12 protein-coding genes and 1 pseudogene are annotated in these 17,275 nt (G+C 67.4%); 10 read left to right on the plus strand and 3 right to left on the minus strand.

The genetic code is table 11. From position 1 onward, the window contains the following. The coding region (locus tag AMK27_RS13955) for an APC family permease (RefSeq protein ID WP_241847488.1) at positions 1-1,528 on the plus strand (1,528 nt) is incomplete at its 5' end. A 110-nt stretch (positions 1,529-1,638) separates the two neighbouring features. After that, a complete protein-coding gene (locus tag AMK27_RS13960) occupies positions 1,639-2,967 on the plus strand; it encodes a class I SAM-dependent RNA methyltransferase (protein ID WP_073906413.1) in 1,329 nt (442 codons plus the stop codon). A 283-nt stretch (positions 2,968-3,250) separates the two neighbouring features. On the opposite strand, the gene AMK27_RS13965 is transcribed toward AMK27_RS13960, so the two are convergent. Further along, on the minus strand, positions 3,251-3,865 hold the full coding sequence (locus AMK27_RS13965) for a hypothetical protein (RefSeq protein WP_073906415.1): 615 nt from the start codon (positions 3,863-3,865) through the stop codon (positions 3,251-3,253). A gap of 909 nt (positions 3,866-4,774) precedes the next feature. Between AMK27_RS13965 and AMK27_RS13975 the strand changes: the two genes are divergently transcribed. The 8 genes and pseudogenes from AMK27_RS13975 to AMK27_RS14010 all read left to right on the plus strand — a co-directional run bounded on the left by AMK27_RS13975 (position 4,775) and on the right by AMK27_RS14010 (position 15,088). Continuing rightward, the gene (locus AMK27_RS13975; RefSeq protein WP_241847489.1) at positions 4,775-6,928 is read left to right on the plus strand and encodes a DUF6928 family protein; all 2,154 of its coding nucleotides are present in this window, start codon (positions 4,775-4,777) and stop codon (positions 6,926-6,928) included. A gap of 14 nt (positions 6,929-6,942) precedes the next feature. Further along, positions 6,943-7,395 (plus strand): hypothetical protein, encoded by a 453-nt coding sequence (locus AMK27_RS13980; protein WP_073906417.1) that lies wholly within the window; start codon positions 6,943-6,945, stop codon positions 7,393-7,395. Between the two features lie 495 nt (positions 7,396-7,890). Next, positions 7,891-8,325: an N-6 DNA methylase gene (locus tag AMK27_RS44540; protein ID WP_445194852.1), complete on the plus strand. Its 435-nt coding sequence runs from the start codon at positions 7,891-7,893 to the stop codon at positions 8,323-8,325. A 4-nt stretch (positions 8,326-8,329) separates the two neighbouring features. Then, positions 8,330-9,523, plus strand: coding sequence for a hypothetical protein (locus AMK27_RS43635; RefSeq protein WP_241847490.1), 1,194 nt, complete (start codon positions 8,330-8,332; stop codon positions 9,521-9,523). A gap of 29 nt (positions 9,524-9,552) precedes the next feature. Further along, a pseudogene (locus AMK27_RS43640) lies at positions 9,553-10,941 on the plus strand (N-6 DNA methylase). 261 nt (positions 10,942-11,202) lie between these two features. Continuing rightward, on the plus strand, positions 11,203-12,039 hold the full coding sequence (locus tag AMK27_RS14000; protein WP_073906420.1) for a vWA domain-containing protein: 837 nt from the start codon (positions 11,203-11,205) through the stop codon (positions 12,037-12,039). 86 nt (positions 12,040-12,125) lie between these two features. After that, a complete protein-coding gene (locus tag AMK27_RS14005) occupies positions 12,126-12,896 on the plus strand; it encodes a hypothetical protein (protein WP_241847491.1) in 771 nt (256 codons plus the stop codon). Between the two features lie 2 nt (positions 12,897-12,898). Further along, entirely contained in the window at positions 12,899-15,088 is a 2,190-nt protein-coding gene (locus tag AMK27_RS14010) for a hypothetical protein (RefSeq protein WP_241847492.1), read from the plus strand. Between the two features lie 228 nt (positions 15,089-15,316). Here AMK27_RS14010 and AMK27_RS14015 read toward each other — a convergent pair whose 3' ends face one another. Together AMK27_RS14015 and AMK27_RS14020 are read right to left on the minus strand one after the other, a co-directional pair. After that, positions 15,317-15,781, minus strand: a complete 465-nt coding sequence (locus tag AMK27_RS14015) for a CBS domain-containing protein (RefSeq protein WP_143204852.1) — start codon at positions 15,779-15,781, stop codon at positions 15,317-15,319. Positions 15,782-16,594: 813 nt separating this feature from the next. Continuing rightward, positions 16,595-17,266, minus strand: coding sequence for a hypothetical protein (locus AMK27_RS14020; protein ID WP_073906426.1), 672 nt, complete (start codon positions 17,264-17,266; stop codon positions 16,595-16,597). Between the last annotated feature and the right edge of the window lie 9 nt (positions 17,267-17,275).

Here is a 17,275-nt window from a genome sequence, read left to right on the forward strand (position 1 = left end):
CCCGACGTACGTCTTCGTCGCCGGCGTCTTCATCATGATCGCCTGGGGCGCGTACAAGGGGATCGTCCTCGACGAGACCATGAAGGCGCCCACCGCCGACTACGAGATCAAGCCGGAGCACCAGGGGCTGGCCGGCTTCGCGCTCGTCTTCCTGCTGCTGCGCGCGTTCTCCTCCGGCTGTGCCGCGCTCACCGGCGTCGAGGCCATCTCCAACGGTGTCCCCGCCTTCCGCAAGCCGAAGTCGAAGAACGCCGCCACCACGCTCGCCCTCATGGGCGGCCTGGCCGTCACCATGTTCTGCGGCATCATCTTCCTGGCCATGGCCACCGATGTCCGGATGGCCGAGAAGCCCGCCGAGGACCTGCTGGTCAACGGCGTCCCGGTCGGCGCGGGCTACGTCCAGGACCCGGTGATCTCCCAGGTCGCGGCCGCCGTCTTCGGCGACGGAACGTTCTTCTTCGTGCTCCTCGCCGCGGCCACCGCGCTCGTCCTCTTCCTCGCCGCCAACACCGCGTACAACGGCTTCCCGCTCCTCGGCTCGATCCTCGCCCAGGACCGCTACCTGCCGCGCCAGCTGCACACCCGCGGCGACCGCCTCACCTTCTCCAACGGCATCGTGCTCCTCGCCGGCGCCGCCGCCCTCCTCGTCTGGGTCTACGGAGCCGACTCGACCCGGCTGATCCAGCTGTACATCGTCGGCGTCTTCGTCTCCTTCACCCTCAGCCAGATCGGCATGGTCCGGCACTGGAACCGGCACCTGACGACCGAGCGCGACCCGGCCAAGCGCCGCCACATGATCCGCTCCCGCGCGATCAACGCCTTCGGCGCCTTCTTCACCGGCCTCGTCCTCGTGGTCGTCCTCGCCACCAAGTTCACCCACGGCGCCTGGGTCGCCCTGCTCGGCATGGTGATCTTCTACGGGACGATGTCCGCGATCCGCCGGCACTACGACTCGGTCGCGGCCGAGATCGCCGCCGCCGAGGAACGCCCCGACGAGTACGTACGCCCCTCCCGGGTCCGCTCCATCGTCCTCGTCTCCAAGCTCCACAAGCCCACCCTCCGCGCCCTGGCCTACGCCAAGCTCATGCACGCGAACGAGCTCGAGGCGCTGACCGTCAACGTCGACCCGGTCGAGACGAAGGCGCTCAGGGAGGAGTGGGAGCGGCGCGGCATCAACGTCCCGCTCAAGATCCTCGACTCGCCGTACCGCGAGATCACCCGCCCGGTGATCGAGTACGTCAAGAGCATCCGCCGCGAGAGCCCCCGCGACGCCGTCTCCGTCTACATCCCGGAGTACGTCGTCGGGCACTGGTACGAGCACCTGCTCCACAACCAGTCCGCACTCCGCCTCAAGGGCAGGCTGCTCTTCACCCCCGGCGTCATGGTGACCTCGGTCCCGTACCAGCTCCAGTCCTCCGAGGCCGCGAAGAAGCGGGCCCGGAAGCGCCAGGAGTGGAACGCGCCGGGCTCGGTCCGCCGCGGCCCCGTCGAGAAGGGCCACAAGGAACCGGCGGGGAAGAGCCACTAGGGCCGCCGGGAACCACAGGCTGCAGAGAACATCTCAAAAAGAACAACTAGACTGGTGGGCTGCCGTCCAAACGGCAGCCCACCATCGCGTCCCCTTGGAGCTTCCCCGCCATGCAGAACACCCCTGTTTCGTCGTTGGTCGGGGAAGAGTACGAGGTCGAGGTCGGTCCGGTCGCGCACGGCGGCCACTGCATCGCCCGCACCGAGGCGGGCCGCGTCCTCTTCGTACGCCACGCGCTGCCCGGCGAGCGGGTCGTCGCCCGCGTCACCGAGGGCGAGGAGACCTCCCGCTTCCTGCGCGCGGACGCGGTCACGATCCTCGACCCCTCCAAGGACCGCGTCGAGGCCCCCTGCCCCTTCGCGGGCCCGGGCAAGTGCGGCGGCTGCGACTGGCAGCACGCCAAGCCCGGCGCCCAGCGCCGCCTCAAGGGCGAGGTCATCGCCGAGCAGCTGCTGCGGCTCGCCGGCCTGACCCCCGAGGAAGCCGGCTGGGACGGCACGGTCATGCCGGCCGAGGGCGACAAGCTCCCGCAGGGCGAGGTCCCGCAGTGGCGGACCCGCGTCCAGTACGCGATCGACGCGGACGGCAACGCCGGCCTGCGCAAGCACCGCTCGCACGACGTCGAGGTGATCGACCACTGCATGATCGCGGCACCGGGCGTCTCGGAACTGGGCGTCGAGAAGCAGGACTGGCCGAACATGGCCTCGGTCGAGGCCATCGCCGCCTCCGGCTCGAACGACCGCCAGGTCATCCTGACCCCGAAGCCCGGCGGCCGCCTCCCGCTGGTCGAGCTGGACAAGCCGGTCTCCGTCCTCCGCGTCGACGAGAAGGACGGCGGGGTCCACCGCGTCCACGGCCGCGCCTTCGTCCGCGAGCGCGCCGACGACCGCACCTACCGCGTCGGCAACGGCGGCTTCTGGCAGGTCCACCCGAAGGCCGCGCAGACCCTCATGCTCGCCGTCATGCAGGGCCTCACCCCCCGCAAGGGCGAGACGGCCCTCGACCTCTACTGCGGCGTCGGCCTCTTCGCGGGCGCCATCGCCGACCGCGTCGGCGACCAGGGCGCGGTCCTCGGCATCGAGTCCGGCAAGCGCGCGGTGGAGGACGCCCGCCACAACCTGGCCGGCTTCCCGCGCGTCCGCGTCGAACAGGGCAAGGTCGAGGCGGTCCTCCCGCGCACGGGCATCACGGAGGTCGACCTCATCGTCCTGGACCCCCCGCGCGCCGGCGCCGGCAAGCAGACCGTCCACCACCTCGCCGGCCTCGGCGCCCGCCGCATCGCCTACGTGGCCTGCGACCCGGCAGCCCTGGCCCGAGACCTGGCGTACTTCGCGGAACGCGGCTACAAGGTCCGGACGCTGAGGGCGTTCGACCTCTTCCCGATGACGCACCACGTGGAGTGCGTGGCGATCCTTGAGCCCGCCTCAAAGGGCTCCTGACCTGCTGTTTCTCCGGATGTGCGTTATGGGCATTACGTGCGTTAGGTGTGATATCTCGACGCATGTTCGACGCACGTGACGCACGTTTGACGCACGGACGGCGCGGTTCCTGATGGGTCGTCATGCAGGCTTGATGGCCACCGAGTGGAGCCCTCAACTGTCTGGTCTTAGGCACTTGAGGTGGCTGGGGCACTGGCTGCTGAGCTGTCGGCTGCCCCAGCCCCACCTGTCTCTCGGTAGTGACTGTCCGTGAGGGCAAGGTGGGAGTCCGGTCCGTGTTGAGTCAGGGGCCGTATGGGCTCCAGTGCCCGAGAAAGGGCCTGAGATCGTCGGCTCGCGGTTCGGGGACGTCGGGCAACCGGGGCGGTGTGTTCAGAGGGTCGAGGCCCTCCACGCGGGCTGCTGCCCAGTCGATCCATGTTTCGGCTTCGGTTCTGGTCTGGCCTGGGGGCATGTTCTCGACCCTGGTGCGTACGGCGCTCACGTACTCCGTCAGTCGGGTGGCGTGGCGCCATGCCGCTTCCTGCGCCTCGAAGTGCCTGACGCGATAAGCCTCGGCGTACTGGACGCGTGCTTCGTCCATGGCGGCTTCCCAGCGGATGCGCTTCTGGCGGGCCGCTTCGATCTCGTCGAGGCGTCTGCGTTCGGCGGCTTCGCCGCGAAGCGTGACCTCCTGCGCGATTTCGGCGAGCTGGTCTTCGAGGGAGCGTGCGGGGGTGTCGGCCCATTCGCTCGCCCGGTGCGGCTGGCCGCCGCTGAGGACGAAGCGGAGGCGTTCGGACGGGGTGTAGTCGAAGCGGGGGATCCTGATCCAGGAGTTTTTCTTGGCCTCGGCGAGTTCCTTCTCGGTGGCGACGTGCTCAGCCCGGTCTTGCTCCTGGAGGACGAGGAACTGCACGGTCTGGCCCTGCGCGGTGATGGTGAAGTGGGGAGACCCCCTGCGGCGCCGATGCGGCGGAGGCGCGAAGCCGGTCTGCCCTGCCCACTGGAGTGTCCTGCGTTTTCGGTGGCGGTGACCAGCGCATGGATAAGCCTGAGGGCGCGCCCTTGGACCGGCTTGGTCAGGCCCAGCGGCTGGGGTTCGCTCTGCATGGCCCGGACCACGGTGTGCGGCCGCGTGAGCCGGGAGGGAACGGGGACGGGTTCGAGGACGGCGAGGCGCCAGGCGGGGATGTCGACGAGTTGGATCTCGTACCCGCCACGGCACCAGCCCCCGTACAGCTTTTTCGCCTCCGGGACCCTTCCGGACCTGCGTGCCGCGGCGACGCGGGACGGCCATTTCTCCAAGCCCGGACCGCTGCCGCTCTTGACGATCCTGCCGCCGGCCTCCGCGAGCTCGTGTAGCAGCTGCTCCGTGAATGTCACGCGAGGCCGTGGGGGAGGGCTTGGCTTCCGCCCGGCGGCCGGAGTCTCCAGGGCTCGGGTGGACTGGGGCCGTGAAGCGGCGGCCTGGGTCTTCTGCGGGCGTGATCCGCGGGGAGGGTACGTGCCGTGCGCCAGATAGTGCTGGCCGGCGCTCGTCAGGGCGACGCTCCACTGCCCACCCTTCCGGGAGACCGTGACCAGGCCCCGGTTCTGCAGAGCCTGACAGGTGGTCTTGTAGGAACTGGTCGCCCAGACACCGGCAGGGCACCCGGCCCCCACCCACTGCAGCACCGACAGCTGCTGCTCATTGACCTGCCGTTGCAATGGCCCGCCTTCGACTCGAAGCGATCTGCAACGGCGGCATGCTGTCAGTTCCATTGGTCAGCGACTGGCGATTCGAAACAATTCGCTCGAATGAGCGAGGCCTTGAGATTGTCATTGTGTGGGTGTACTGGATGTCAGCGCGGGCGGCGTTCTTTGTTGTCACCGCCAGTTCGCCTCCGTGAGCTGCGCGCGAGAAGGCCAGTGGCTTGAGTCCGGCCTTCAGTCACTGAGCTTCGCCCGCAAGTGTTCGTTCTCCTTCTCCAGGCTCCTAACGCGTTCGCTGAGCCTCTCCCCGGATGGCGGCATCGTGGAGAACATCGGCGCCCCGTTCCCCTTCGAGAAGCCCTACTGGGCGGGTAGCCATCCTGTGGAGTTCGACCCGGAGCGGGACGAGGAGCCGTACGCGCTGCCCTTCCACTCCTCGGACCTGGGCAACGAAGCCCTGAGAGCCTTCTTCAGCTTCCTTCTGGAAGGTAGGCCCGCCCCCGACGACGTCGATCCTGACGGGGTGCCACTGTTCGGTTTCCGCCTGTTCGCCGTCAGCAATGAGCCGAGCGACTGGCACAGCCCAGACAACGGCGAGGCGTCTGGGATAGGTTGGCGATTCACGTCTGCAAGGGGGGCGACGGTGACCGGTCTTGCTCCGGACGTCAAGTTCATCGCGGAAGGAATGATCCGCGGTTCCATGGGGCTTCTCGACACGATGCGGGGAGCGCGCGACACGGCTATCGCCCTGGGCCATGAACTGGCACGGCAACACGGGATGGCAGGGGACGACGAGGCCGGGCGAGCCTTTGCCAAGGTGTACGTTTCGGCAGCCTCCGCGACGCTCGACAAGATGGGCTTCAGCTCGTACGTCCTGGGCGAGACGAGCAAGGGTCTGATGCGTAACGCCCGCGAGTTCATGGCTGAGGAGAGCCGCCAGGTGGCCGCGTTCCTCGGGCGGCAGACCGACCTCACGGCAGGAATGGGCGACCCTGGCGCGGACTGCACCGAGAACTACCTCGGGCTGGGCCGGGAGCTCCCCGAAGTGGTGGGGGAGACCGCCTGGTACGAGCAGTACGTCCCCAGCGGCGGCAGCGACCGCTTCCGCGGTTCGCCGGAGAAGATCCGGGACGTCGCCGGCTCCTGGCGTCACGCCGGGGTACTCATGCAGCGCTTCCTGGAGGACGCACAGGCATACTCCCTCACCGCGAGCAAGGCTCACTCCGGTGAGGCCGCTGATGCCTTCCAGACGTACGTCAAGCACAGTGTCGGCCTCACCTGCCCGCCGGCGAAGGCGGAGGACGGCGAGCCGCTGGTGACGAACCTCGTCGCAGCCTGCACGCAGATCGCGAAGGCATGCGACCGGTACGCCGAGCATGTAGAGGCCGCCAAGGGGAAGATCGCTCAGCACAAGCTGGACCTTCTTGCGGTCGACATGCCTTGGGACCAGCCGATTTTTGGGGGCAACGGGTACGACGGCGGGTTGCTCGACGCCGTACTCGGAGACTCTTGGATTCGGGACCTCGGCTCAGTGGGGCACGCACTGGACTCCTCCGCCGCACGCATCACGCTTCCCGTTGCCGATCCGCCGACGGCGCCCGTCATCCCCGGATTTCCGTTCCTGCCGCCCCTCGTACCTGCGCCGGCGCCCGTGCCGGTTGCGCTCGCGTCGTACACGGGACAGGTGCCGGCGCTCGCCCCGATGGGCAATAAGGTCGACCCCTCAATCCCCTCCGCCGACCCGATTCCGCCGACGCCGGGTACAACGCGCCTGCTCACAGCGGCGGAGCAGCAGCAGTTCCGCGCATGGATGAACGGTCTCCAGACCGGTGGCTTCGCGGGAGGCGGCGGCCCGCTGGATCCGGACAACGCCTACCAGCTCCGTGTGTCCGGCTATCCCGAGCGGGAGGTGCCGTTGCTCGGCAGCAGACGCGGACTGATGGTGGACGGCATCCGCCCTCTCGACGGGTATCTCGTCGAGGCGAAGCACGTACGGGACCCGGACTGCACGAACAAGAGTTTCCGCACCCTCGACCGGGTCGAGGAAGCATTGACGAAGCCCGTCAAGGTGAACAAGCAGGGGAAGATCGGTTTCGACCCCGTCGTCGACTCCATGTACGCGGGCGACGAGAGGGAACTCGTGCGCTACAAGCAGGCCATGGCCAACCCCGCCAACAGCGAGATCAGGGGTCTGGAGATCGTGACGAACGGACAGGACAACGCCGCCTACTGGCAGTCCATGATGGCGATGACAGGCACGCCCGGCTCGACGCGGTACGTCCCCTGAGCGCAAGGAAGACCATGGCCACGGAACGAAACATCCGGACGAACTTCGCCTTCTATCCTCCCGAGGGGAAGGGCGGAGCCTGGCACGCCACACTGCAGACCCTGGAGCGGGCGCTGCGCGAGGCGTTTCCCGATCCCACCATCGGGCACCGGCGGTCCGGCATCCACGAGATGACCGTGCTGGACTTCGAGATCGAGTTGGCGCCGGACGTGTGGGTGGACGGTACCGCGGCCATCACCGAGCCCGACTACGCCTACATCACCCTCACCGATGTGACGGCGGACGAAGCCGGCACCTTCGCCGTCTGGCTGCGCGACTCCTTCGCTCCGGCGCCCGACCTCGTGCGCTTCGCCAGCAGCCTCGCCATGGCGAACGGCGAGGACACCCCTTCGCCGCTGCCAGTCGAAGGGAGCCGCGAAGACATCGGTGACCTGCTGCGCCGGCACCTCGACGCATTCGACTACTGACGGGCGGCCAATCAGGGGGATCGTCGCCTGTGTGACGTTGCCCGTCGCACTGATCGGCCGATGCAACGTAGCACCGCAGTTTGACTCAGGTACCTCCTGCCGAGCCCAGGAGCGGGCCGGGCTCGAAGAGGCCGCCGGCGGATGCAACGCAGGCCGCTCCGCCTCTGCCCGAGGCGACTTGTGCTGACACTGTCGGCGGGTAACCGCAGCGCGCCGCATCTCATTGGGTCAGCGCTGCCCACAACCGCGCGTCGGGCGCGCGCCGAGCTCTACGTAGAGTGCGAGCTGAGCATCTGCCTACGGGCATGGACGAGCTTCGTTCTCCAGGTAGTCCATGACCACTTGGTGCGCCCGCCACCCGTCGGGGTTCGGTGGTGATGCCCGTGACACCCCCGCTCCTCCAGTCGCGATCAGAACACGCCGGGTAGCCGCTGACCGGCGTGACGTCGACCCTCACCTAAAACAAAAATTGCATGCTGCAGTAGGTGCACGACCCTGTGGCTGTTCAGTAAGGACAAGAGGACGAGGGACCGGTGGGGCCGCAGATCCAGGGTGGGAGAGACTCTCTTTGTGGATGGGCGGCAACTGGGTGCGCGTACTGGAGGGTTGGCGCGCAGACTCACGGACGAGAACATCGACCTGATCTGTTCCCTTTTCACCAGCTGGCGCGGAATTTCCTCCGACGAGGACTGCCATGAGCCCCGAGATGTGAGCTGGTGTCGCTCGGTGCGCCAGGACGACATCGCGCGACGCGGATACGACCTGGGCCCGGGTAGCTACGTGCAGACACCGTTCGCAGCTCTCGGTCCCGCAGGGGCCGAGGGGCAGCACCAGTTCGCGAAGGACGCGCTGTACGAGCACTTCGATCACACCGCGCGCATCAGCCAACGGCTTCGACACGTGTTGGGGACGGAGGATGGGTCATGGTGAGGCAATGAACCGGAGGGAAGAACTCGGAGACTTCGAGTCGGCCAGGTGGGTCACCAGAGAGCTGGCTGACATGCCTGGAGTGGAGTCGGTGACCTATGGCGTAGTGCGTCCCGGTAGTCATGATCCGGCGGGAGTCCCCATGGTCCGTGCCCGCGACGTCGTGGAGGGGGCGGTCGACGACAGCGATCTCGCAAAGATCTCCCCCACCGTGGATCTAAAGAACCGTCGGACGGCGCTGCGGATGGACGATCTTCTTGTCGTGCTGGTCGGAAGGATCAGGGACACGGCAGTTGCAGCCCCGCGGCACGAGGGCTGGAACGTAGCCCGATCCGTCGCCGTCATCCGGTTCACCCCGGCCGGACTGAACCACGGCATCAACACGTGGATACGCTGGTGGCTCGGCGCACCGGAAACCCGTGAGCTGCTCCGAGCGGGCTCCGCGGGTGCAGAGCACGCGACACTTCCTCTCGGCGATCTCAAGCAGCTTCCCGTCGCGTTGCCGCCGCGCCTCCTTCGTACGCGGATCCTGCGCACCATGGACCTTGCGGAACGGAAAATTGCCCTCAACAGCCGGATCGTGGAGTGCGCGACGGAACTCGCGGATGCGCACTTCAGCCGCCTTACCCAGGAGGGCGGCCACGCCCGGCGGCCAGGTGTGGCGGTCGCCGATGTGGCTCGGGTGATCGGCGGGGCTCCCCGGTCCGCCCCGGTCGAGGGTGCGGCAGCCCTCGCGTGGGCATCGCCGAGGGAAGTGCTGAACAGCACGGCAGCTCACCTGGAGCGAACAACGGAGATCACGTGGGCACCTGTTGAGGCGGTCTGCCCTCCCGGGACACTGCTGGTTGCGCCCAGGCCGGGTGAAGTGAGGACGGTGGCAGCCGCGATCCCCGTCGTCCCGGGGCGTGGCATGCTGGCGATTCGCACCGACGATGAGGCGGACCGGATGTGGCTCTTGCACGAGCTGCGCTCCAGGAGCGGGGATCTGGTCACCGCAGTGCAAGGAGAGCAAGCGCGGGCGATGAGCCGGAAGAAGTTCGCGGTGTTTCCCCTGTTCTGGCCGGCCGGGGAGGTGCGGGAGCGATTCGCCCGTATCGTGACCCCCCTCCACGATCGGAGCCTCGCCGCGCTCAGGGAAAGCCGAGCGCTCCAGGATCTGGTCGTGTCGGAGATGACCATGAGTCCGGGTGGTGAGAGGTGAGGGACGCCCCGGCAACCGGCAAGCAGCCGATGGCAGCCGTCGACCTGCTGCGGAAGGCCGTGGACATCCTGCGCGGCACCGTGGACGAGGCGGACTACAAGAGCATCGTTCTGACGTTGCTGTACCTCCATGTGCTGTCCTCGGAATTCGAGCAGTGGGACCCCCTTTCTGAGCGCGTCCGGAATCCTGACCAGGATCCCGTGGCAGTGCTCGATGAGATGATTGACGCCGTAAGGCGCACCCGTCGCGATTTCGCCGAGGCGATTCCATCTGCAAGTGAACTCATCGGGGGTCTAGAACGCCGGCGCATCACGGAACTCTTCACGATCCTCGAAGACAGCCAGGGCGCCGCGGTGTACGAGGACCTTCTCGCTGAGTTCGCCCGCTTCGAAGGGAGGAAGGGCGGAGAGTTCCACACTCCGAGGAGTGTGGCGCGACGCCTCGTTGAGGCGTTGCAGCCACAGCAAGGGCGGGTGTACGACCCATGCTGTGGCTCTGGCGGGATGCTGGTGCAGGCGGCAAGGTTCGCGGCGGAGCATGGGGGAGATCAGGCCGCCGATCTCGCCTGCTACGGGCAGGAAATCAACGTCCAGAGTTGGCGGCTGGGGCGGATGAACATCGACATGCATGGACGACTCCCGGTGGAGTTGGGCTGCGCCGACACGCTCGCCCGGGACCTGTAGCCGTCGCTCAAGGCGGACGTCGTGCTGGCCAACCCGCCTTTCAACATGTCCCATTGGGCGCGCCGACCGTCGGATCCGCGCTGGCGCTACGGCACTCCACCGTCTACCAACGCAAACTTCGCCTGGTTGCAACACGCGGTCGACAAGTTGAGCGATCGTGGTAGCGCAGGCGTCGTGTTGGCGAACGGTTCGGTGTCGTCGAAGCAGATGGGCGAAGGCGAGATCCGCACGGCGATGGTGGAGGACGATGTGATCGCGTGCATCGTGGCGCTACCCGCCCAGCTGTTCAACTCCACCCCGATCCCGGCCTGCGTTTGGATTCTGACAAAAGACAAGTCGTCGCAGGGCTCGCGTGGGCTGACTGATCGACGGGGCCAGACGCTGTTCATCGATGCACGTGCCATGGGTGAGTTGGCCGGTCGGTCACATCGTCTGCTGACGAGTGAGGAGTTGTCCGAGATCGCCGGTGTCTACCGCGCCTGGCGCGGCACCGGACGCCGTGGGGAGGAGTACAAGGACGTGCCGGGCCTCTGTCGGACCGCAGGGCTCGAGGAAATCCGGGAGAAGCGACACATCCTCACACCCGGACGGTACGTCGGCGCAGCGGATGTCGATCGGAAGCGATGCGGAGGCCGGCCCGACGATCGCCTGGAGGCGCTGACCAGGGAGTTGGTTGAACTCCTGGATAGATCGGATCACCTGACGGAAAGGTTACGCAGGCACCTGGACGCCTGAGCCACTCCACCTCGATGACGCCCCCAGGAACGAGCTGGGTGCTCCGTGCGAGGAAATGGCGGGCTGCCCCGGGGGCGGCGCACTGGAAAGGGCCTCGACAAGGCGACTTTCGCCATGTGTGCCCACACGCTGAACGGCTCGAACTACGATGGAGGCGGGGGGACTCGGGGTCCTGATGTGCGCGGCGGCGTCCGGAGCGTCAGCATGTCGTGTGAGCTCCTCTGACGACCGACCTCTTTCGCAGTTCGCCAGGAGCGCAACGTGCCGTACACGGCCGAGATCAGCCGCAGCAATCCGACGAGCATCATCTTCCTCGTCGATCAGTCGACGTCTATGAGCGACCCGATCGGCGGTGAAGTCCCGCAGCAGAAGGCTGATGTCGTCGCCGACGCCATCAACCGACTCCTCACCGAGCTCTCGGTCAAGTGCGCCAAGGAGGAAGGCGTACGAGACTACTTCCATGTCGCCGTCATCGGCTACGGGGCCACCGTCGGCTCGGCGTTCGCGGGCTCGCTCGCAGGTCGCGACATCGTTCCCCTCAGTGAGGTGGCGGACAATCCGGCCCGCGTGGACGAGCGCAGCAAGAAGGTGCCCGACGGAGCCGGGGGCCTGGTCGAGACCACTGTCAACTTCCCGTTGTGGATGGACCCGGTCGCCCACGGCGGTACCCCGATGAACCGTGCTCTGCAGTACGCGGAGAGCCTCGTCTCCGGCTGGACCGAGCGCTACCCGGCCGGCTTCCCCCCGATCGTCATCAACCTGACGGACGGCGAGTCCACCGACGGCGACCCCACGGCGGCCGCCGACGCCATCATTTCACACGCCACGGCCGATGGTGCGGCCCTGCTGTTCAACCTGCACGTCTCCGCCGCAGGCGGATCACCGACCGCGTTCCCCGACACCGCCGACGGTCTCCCGGACAGTTATGCCCGCACCCTCTTCTCCATGTCGAGCCCCCTGCCCAGCCACATGCGTTCGTACGCCGCCTCGCAGGGGCAGAGGGTCAGCGAGACCACCCGCGGCTTCGTCTACAACGCGGACATCACCACGGTCGTCCAGTTCCTCGACATCGGCACCCGCGCCACCGAACTTCGGTGACGCGCCCACCCTCCTGCGTGTACGTCACACATCTCGTAGCCTCCAAGTCCGGGAGCACGGAGGCGGAATGCGAGGACGCCGTCGCCGTGCTGCCGATCCGGTCACACGATGACATGCTGCGGGAACCGCTCACCGCGGCAGTCTGTGACGGGGCGACGGAGAGCGCTCTGGCCAAGGACTGGGCTCGGCTGCTTTCGCGCGTGGCAGTCGAATGCGCCATGGAACAGCCGGACGTGCTGGCCGGCGGGCCCGCCTTCGAGGAATTCGCTGCGTCTGCCGTGGCTCAGTGGGACCCCTGGCTCGCGCAGTACACGCAGGCGCGAGTCGCGGAAGGGCGCCCATTGAAGTGGTACGAGCACACCAAGCTCGCCGAAGGCGCCTACGCGACACTGCTCACTCTGCGAATCGACCCGGTCCCCAGCACTGAAGCAGGTACCGACATCGAGGCGCCCGAACCGGCATGGCAGTGGCGTGCCGCCGCTCTGGGGGACAGCTGTCTGTTCCACTTGCGTGACGACCGGCTCGTGGAGGCGTTCCCGGTGACGGCTGCCGAGGAGTTCGGCACGGTCCCTGACCTCTTCGGCAGCCGTAACCGTGATGTGGGGCTGCTGGCGCGCCGTACTCGGTTCACCGAAGGCCGGTCCCTGCCCGGTGACCGGTTGTTCCTGATGACGGACGCGTTGGCTGCGTGGTTTCTGTCGACGTCCGACCGTGACATCGCCGTACGTCAGTTGCTGGAGTTCTCCGGACCGGACGACCTGGGCGCGTTCATGGAGTGGCTGGACGGTCTTCGGGAGTCGCGGCAGTTGCGCAACGACGATGTGGCGATCGTACGGGTCGACTTCGAAGGGCGGTGAACGTGAGCTCGACCACTGCTCCGCAGTTTCCCAGTGGTGCCGCCTATGCAGAAGCGCTGCAGCACACGCATCTCTGTTTCCGGCATCCAGAACTCAGGGGTGCCCTACCCGAGTTGACAAAGCTCGGTCTGCCCCGCGCCATCTCGGGAGCCTTCGCCAGTGTGTTCTCCCTGACCTCTGGCACATCGGGGCAGCGGTACGCGGTCAAGTGCTTCACTCGCCATGTTCCCGACCAAGAGCGTCGCTACCAGGCCATCAGCGCTCGACTCGCGCAGCTGGACCCGGCCGAGCTCTCCCAACCGTGGAAACTCGGATTCGAGTACCTGCCCGACGCGATCAGCGTCGGCCAGGATCGCTATCCGGTCCTGAAGATGGAGTGGATAGACGCCGTCACTCTGTCTTCCTGGCTCGACGACAACCACACGGACCGCTTTGCCGTCGCTCGTCTGGCCGACCGGTTCGAGGCATTGACCCGTGATCTGTCCGTACATGAGATCGCCCACGGTGATCTCCAGCACGGCAACCTGCTCGTCGCGAGCGACGACACGTTCCGCCTGGTCGACTATGACGGCATGTACGTGCCGGGGCTGGCCGGCTTGGGGGGCACCGAGCGCGGCCACCGTAACTACCAGTCGCCCATGCGCGGGAACGACGACTTCGGGGCGACACTGGACCGGTTCTCGACGTGGGTCATCTTCCTGTCGCTCAAGGCGGTCGCCGCCGACCCCGCATTGTGGAACCGGCTCCATGAACCGAAGGGCGAGTCTCTTCTTCTCACCGAGGACGACTTCAAGAGCCCAGCAGGCTCCACGGGACTGCGGACGCTCCTCGCCCATCAGGACCGGACGGTGAGCGGTCTCGCAGACCAGGTGAGATCCCTGGCCTTCCAGCCGCTGGACCTGTTGCCGCCGCTGGCTCACGCGGTCCTTCCCTCGCAGCGGGCTTCCGCCACGTCACCCATCCCGGCGTCGCCCACCCCCACAGCGGCGCCCGGTGCGGGCGGACTGCCCGGCTGGATGTCGGGACACGTCTCCCCGCCGGCGCCTCAGGCGGTTGCGCCCACCGTCTCCCCGGACTGTTTTCGCAGCCGGACGCTGCTCGATGTCGTCACGGCCGTGCTCTGGCCTTTCGCGCTGGCCGCGGCCGTCCTGCTGGTCGTCCTCGGATTCCCGACGCCACTGATCGATGGCTTGGCACCCATCGCCCTCGCTGCTGCTCCCGTCGTCCTGGCCGCTGTCGCCACCGCATTCGCCCGGAGCCGTCGTGTGGAGCGGGCACAGTCACGGGAGGCCCTGGCCACCCTGACGAATGAGCTGAACCGACTTGAGAACCCGGTGAAGGCAGCGGAGAAGCTACGCAAGGACCAGGCGAAGTTCGACGCGGCGCAGGCCGACCGGAATGCCGCCTACCCGCGAGCGCAGGACAAGCTCACTGCCCACTACCACGGTGAGCTCAAGGAGGCCGAGAAACGCAAGATCCGCAAACAGCGCGACATCGACAAGAAGATCGACGGACTCGCGGAAGAACTCCGGACCGCCTTGGCCAAGGCGCTCGTCGACAAGCGGGCCGCGTTCGTCCGGGATCAGCTCCGTCGCCGCCTGATCGCGAAATCCCCGCCGCACGGCATCGGGCCGAAGCTCGTCGCCCGTCTTGCCGCGATGGGCGTCACGACCGCAGCCGACTTCACGGGATACCGTCCCGTGCAGAACAGCGCCTACAACAACACGAGCGCCGTCATCGTGCTGAGTGGCGGCCGCTTGATCCATGTTCCGGGTATCGGTGAAGCTAAGGCCAGGACCCTCGACGAATGGCGGAAGCACGTGCTCGCGTCGGCCGTCGCCAGACAGCCCGCCGCCCTCGACGCTGGGGAGAGAAGGTCGATCGAGCAGGGCAATGCCCGTCGCCGGGAGCAGCTCACCGTTCAGCGCAGGGCCGTGGAGTCCGAAGCGGATGCCATGCGCGAACAGGCACGGAAGCGGCTGGAGGACAGTCAGGCGCGGCTGGCTCGGGAGAACACCGCGGCAGGCGACCGAGCCCGGCAACAGCGGCAGGAGTTCAGCCGCCGTACGGTCGCCCTCCAGCAGAACAGCGACCTCCACGGAACCTTGAGCGCCGCGGTGGAGGATGCCAAGCTCCGGCAACGCGGGCTGTCGTACCGGCGCTATCTACACTTCCTCTACACCGGTTGCTGAGCCCGCGCCGTCTTCGCCGCCAGCCCTGCGGATCCATGGAGCGCAGCAGCTCAAGAAGGCCTTGAGCCGGGCGCAGTTGGTCATCCGTGACGGGGTCGGGGCGGAAGTGCATCAGGCTGTTGCGGAAGTTCCGGCACTCCTCCAGCGCGGAGAGGAAACGCTGCTGACCGTCAGGTCGGAGTCAGTGATCAGGCCGCACACCTTGTGGTCGTGATCGCGTACGAGTACTTAGCCAGACTTCTGGATGGTCACGATCCAGTCGAGCAGGTCGTCGGACCGGTCGGCTTCCTGCGCCCGGACCGTCGCGGCCGCGAGATCGGCCTGGGGATCGGCCATGCGGGCGAGCCCGATGGACTCCCAGCTGATCACTCCGCGCAGCCGTCCGTCCGTATCGAGCACGGGCAGCTGGCTGTAGTCACGCAGCACCATGAGCGTCATTGCGGTCCCGAGGCTGTCCCCGACCCGTACGGACTCGGGCATGCGATTGGCCGAATCGAGGTTGCTCACCCGGTACGCGACAGTCCGCGCCCGGGCGTCCTCGTCAGCCAGGTGCCCGGCGGCGTCCGCCGCGCTCTGGACTACGGCCGAGAGGCTGGTTGTGACGGTGAGCCGGGTGACGGCACTCGTCCCTGCCTCGTCCGGCTCGGCGCCGCCTGCCAGAACCGCGATCTGGCTCTCGAGGCTGCCTTCCATGAAGGGCGGTACGGTGACGAGCCCGCGGGCGTCCAGGTCGCCTTGACGGCCACTTCTCCAACTCCGGGCCACTGCCGCTCCTTGACGAGTCGGCCACCCGCCTCCGTGAGTTCCTGCACCAGATGCTCTGCGAAGGTCACGCGAGGCCGTGGAGGAGGACTGGGCATTCGCTTAGCTGCCGGATTTCCTGTGCTCGGGTGGGCGGCGTTTGCGGAGTGGCGGCCTGGGCCTTCTGCGTGCGAGACCTGCGGGGAAGGTAGGTGCCGTGCGCCAGGTGATACTGGCCAGCGGTCGTCCGGGCGACGCTCCACCGGCCGCCCTTCGGGAGACCGTGACCAGGCCCCGGTTCTGCAGTGCCTGACATGGGGTCTTGTAGGAGCTGGTCTCCCAGACGTCAGTAGGGCACCCGGCTGCCACCCACTCAAGGACCGCAAGCTGACGTTCATTGACTGGCCGTTCCAATGGTCTGCCCTCGACTTATGGCTGTCGCGACGGGGTGGATGGTGTCAGTGATCGTGGTGCAGGGCAGGTCCCGCGTGGAGGGTTCACCTGAAGCAGTATCCGAAGTCGCCGTGCCCCCGGCAGAAATTGAACCTGCGCATACAGCTCTGGACGTCGTCGCGACTTCCGATGGTTTCCCAGGGCAGCGGGTGCAGGGGTGCACGCTCGGGTTTCGAACCGAACGAGTGGGCGGTCGGGGTGCGTGCGGCTGAGTGTCTCCGACCGCCGGGAACGCGGCGGCCCCCGGTAACCGTAGAGTCGTATGCCGGTCGAGTGCCGAGTGCGCCCGAGGGTGTACGTGACTGTGGGGCGTTATTTCCGGCCGGGGGTCCATTTCATGCCGAGTCGGTAGGCGCGGGAGATCACGTCTTGGACTCCGGGACCATCCGCAGGGGTGAACCAGCGCACCTCGCGTCCGATGACGAGTTCGCCCTTCTGTCGCTTGATGAGGGCGATGGCACAGGCGTGCGCCTGCGGTGGGCAGTCGTCCAGAGCCACCCGGAAGCGGTCGCCGCGGTCGGAGGTCAGAGTCACCACCGCGTCGAGGCCGCGGAAGTCGCCGGACCCTTCGTAGATGTAGACGAAGAGCAGGAGTTTCTGGAATTCGGCCTGGTGGTCCAGGTTGATGACCAAGTTCTCTCCCGTCTCCCGGGCCCCGGTCCGGTCGTCCGTGTCGAGCGCGACGTAGGGGAATCGGTCCACTGCGCCGAAGGCGTTGCCCAGCGCCTGCACCACGGTTTTGGAGCCGTCGGTGCAGCGGATCATGCAGCCGAGGTCGAGATCCACCGTCCTGGCCGTGGCCGACCGCAGCGACGCGCGGATCCGGCCGAGCAGACCACGTGTCTGGCCGGCCGCCCTCTGTGCGGCGGCCTGCGGCGAGGTCCAGTTGAGGTTGACCTTGATCATTCCCGAGGTCACGCCGTGCTTGTCCAGGGAGACCGTGGGCGAGGCCTTCGTCAGGTTCACGGTGGCGGGCTTGGTCATGCGGCACCT

Origin of the sequence: Streptomyces sp. CB02009 (assembly GCF_001905825.1) — a bacterium.
Lineage (GTDB): Bacteria > Actinomycetota > Actinomycetes > Streptomycetales > Streptomycetaceae > Streptomyces.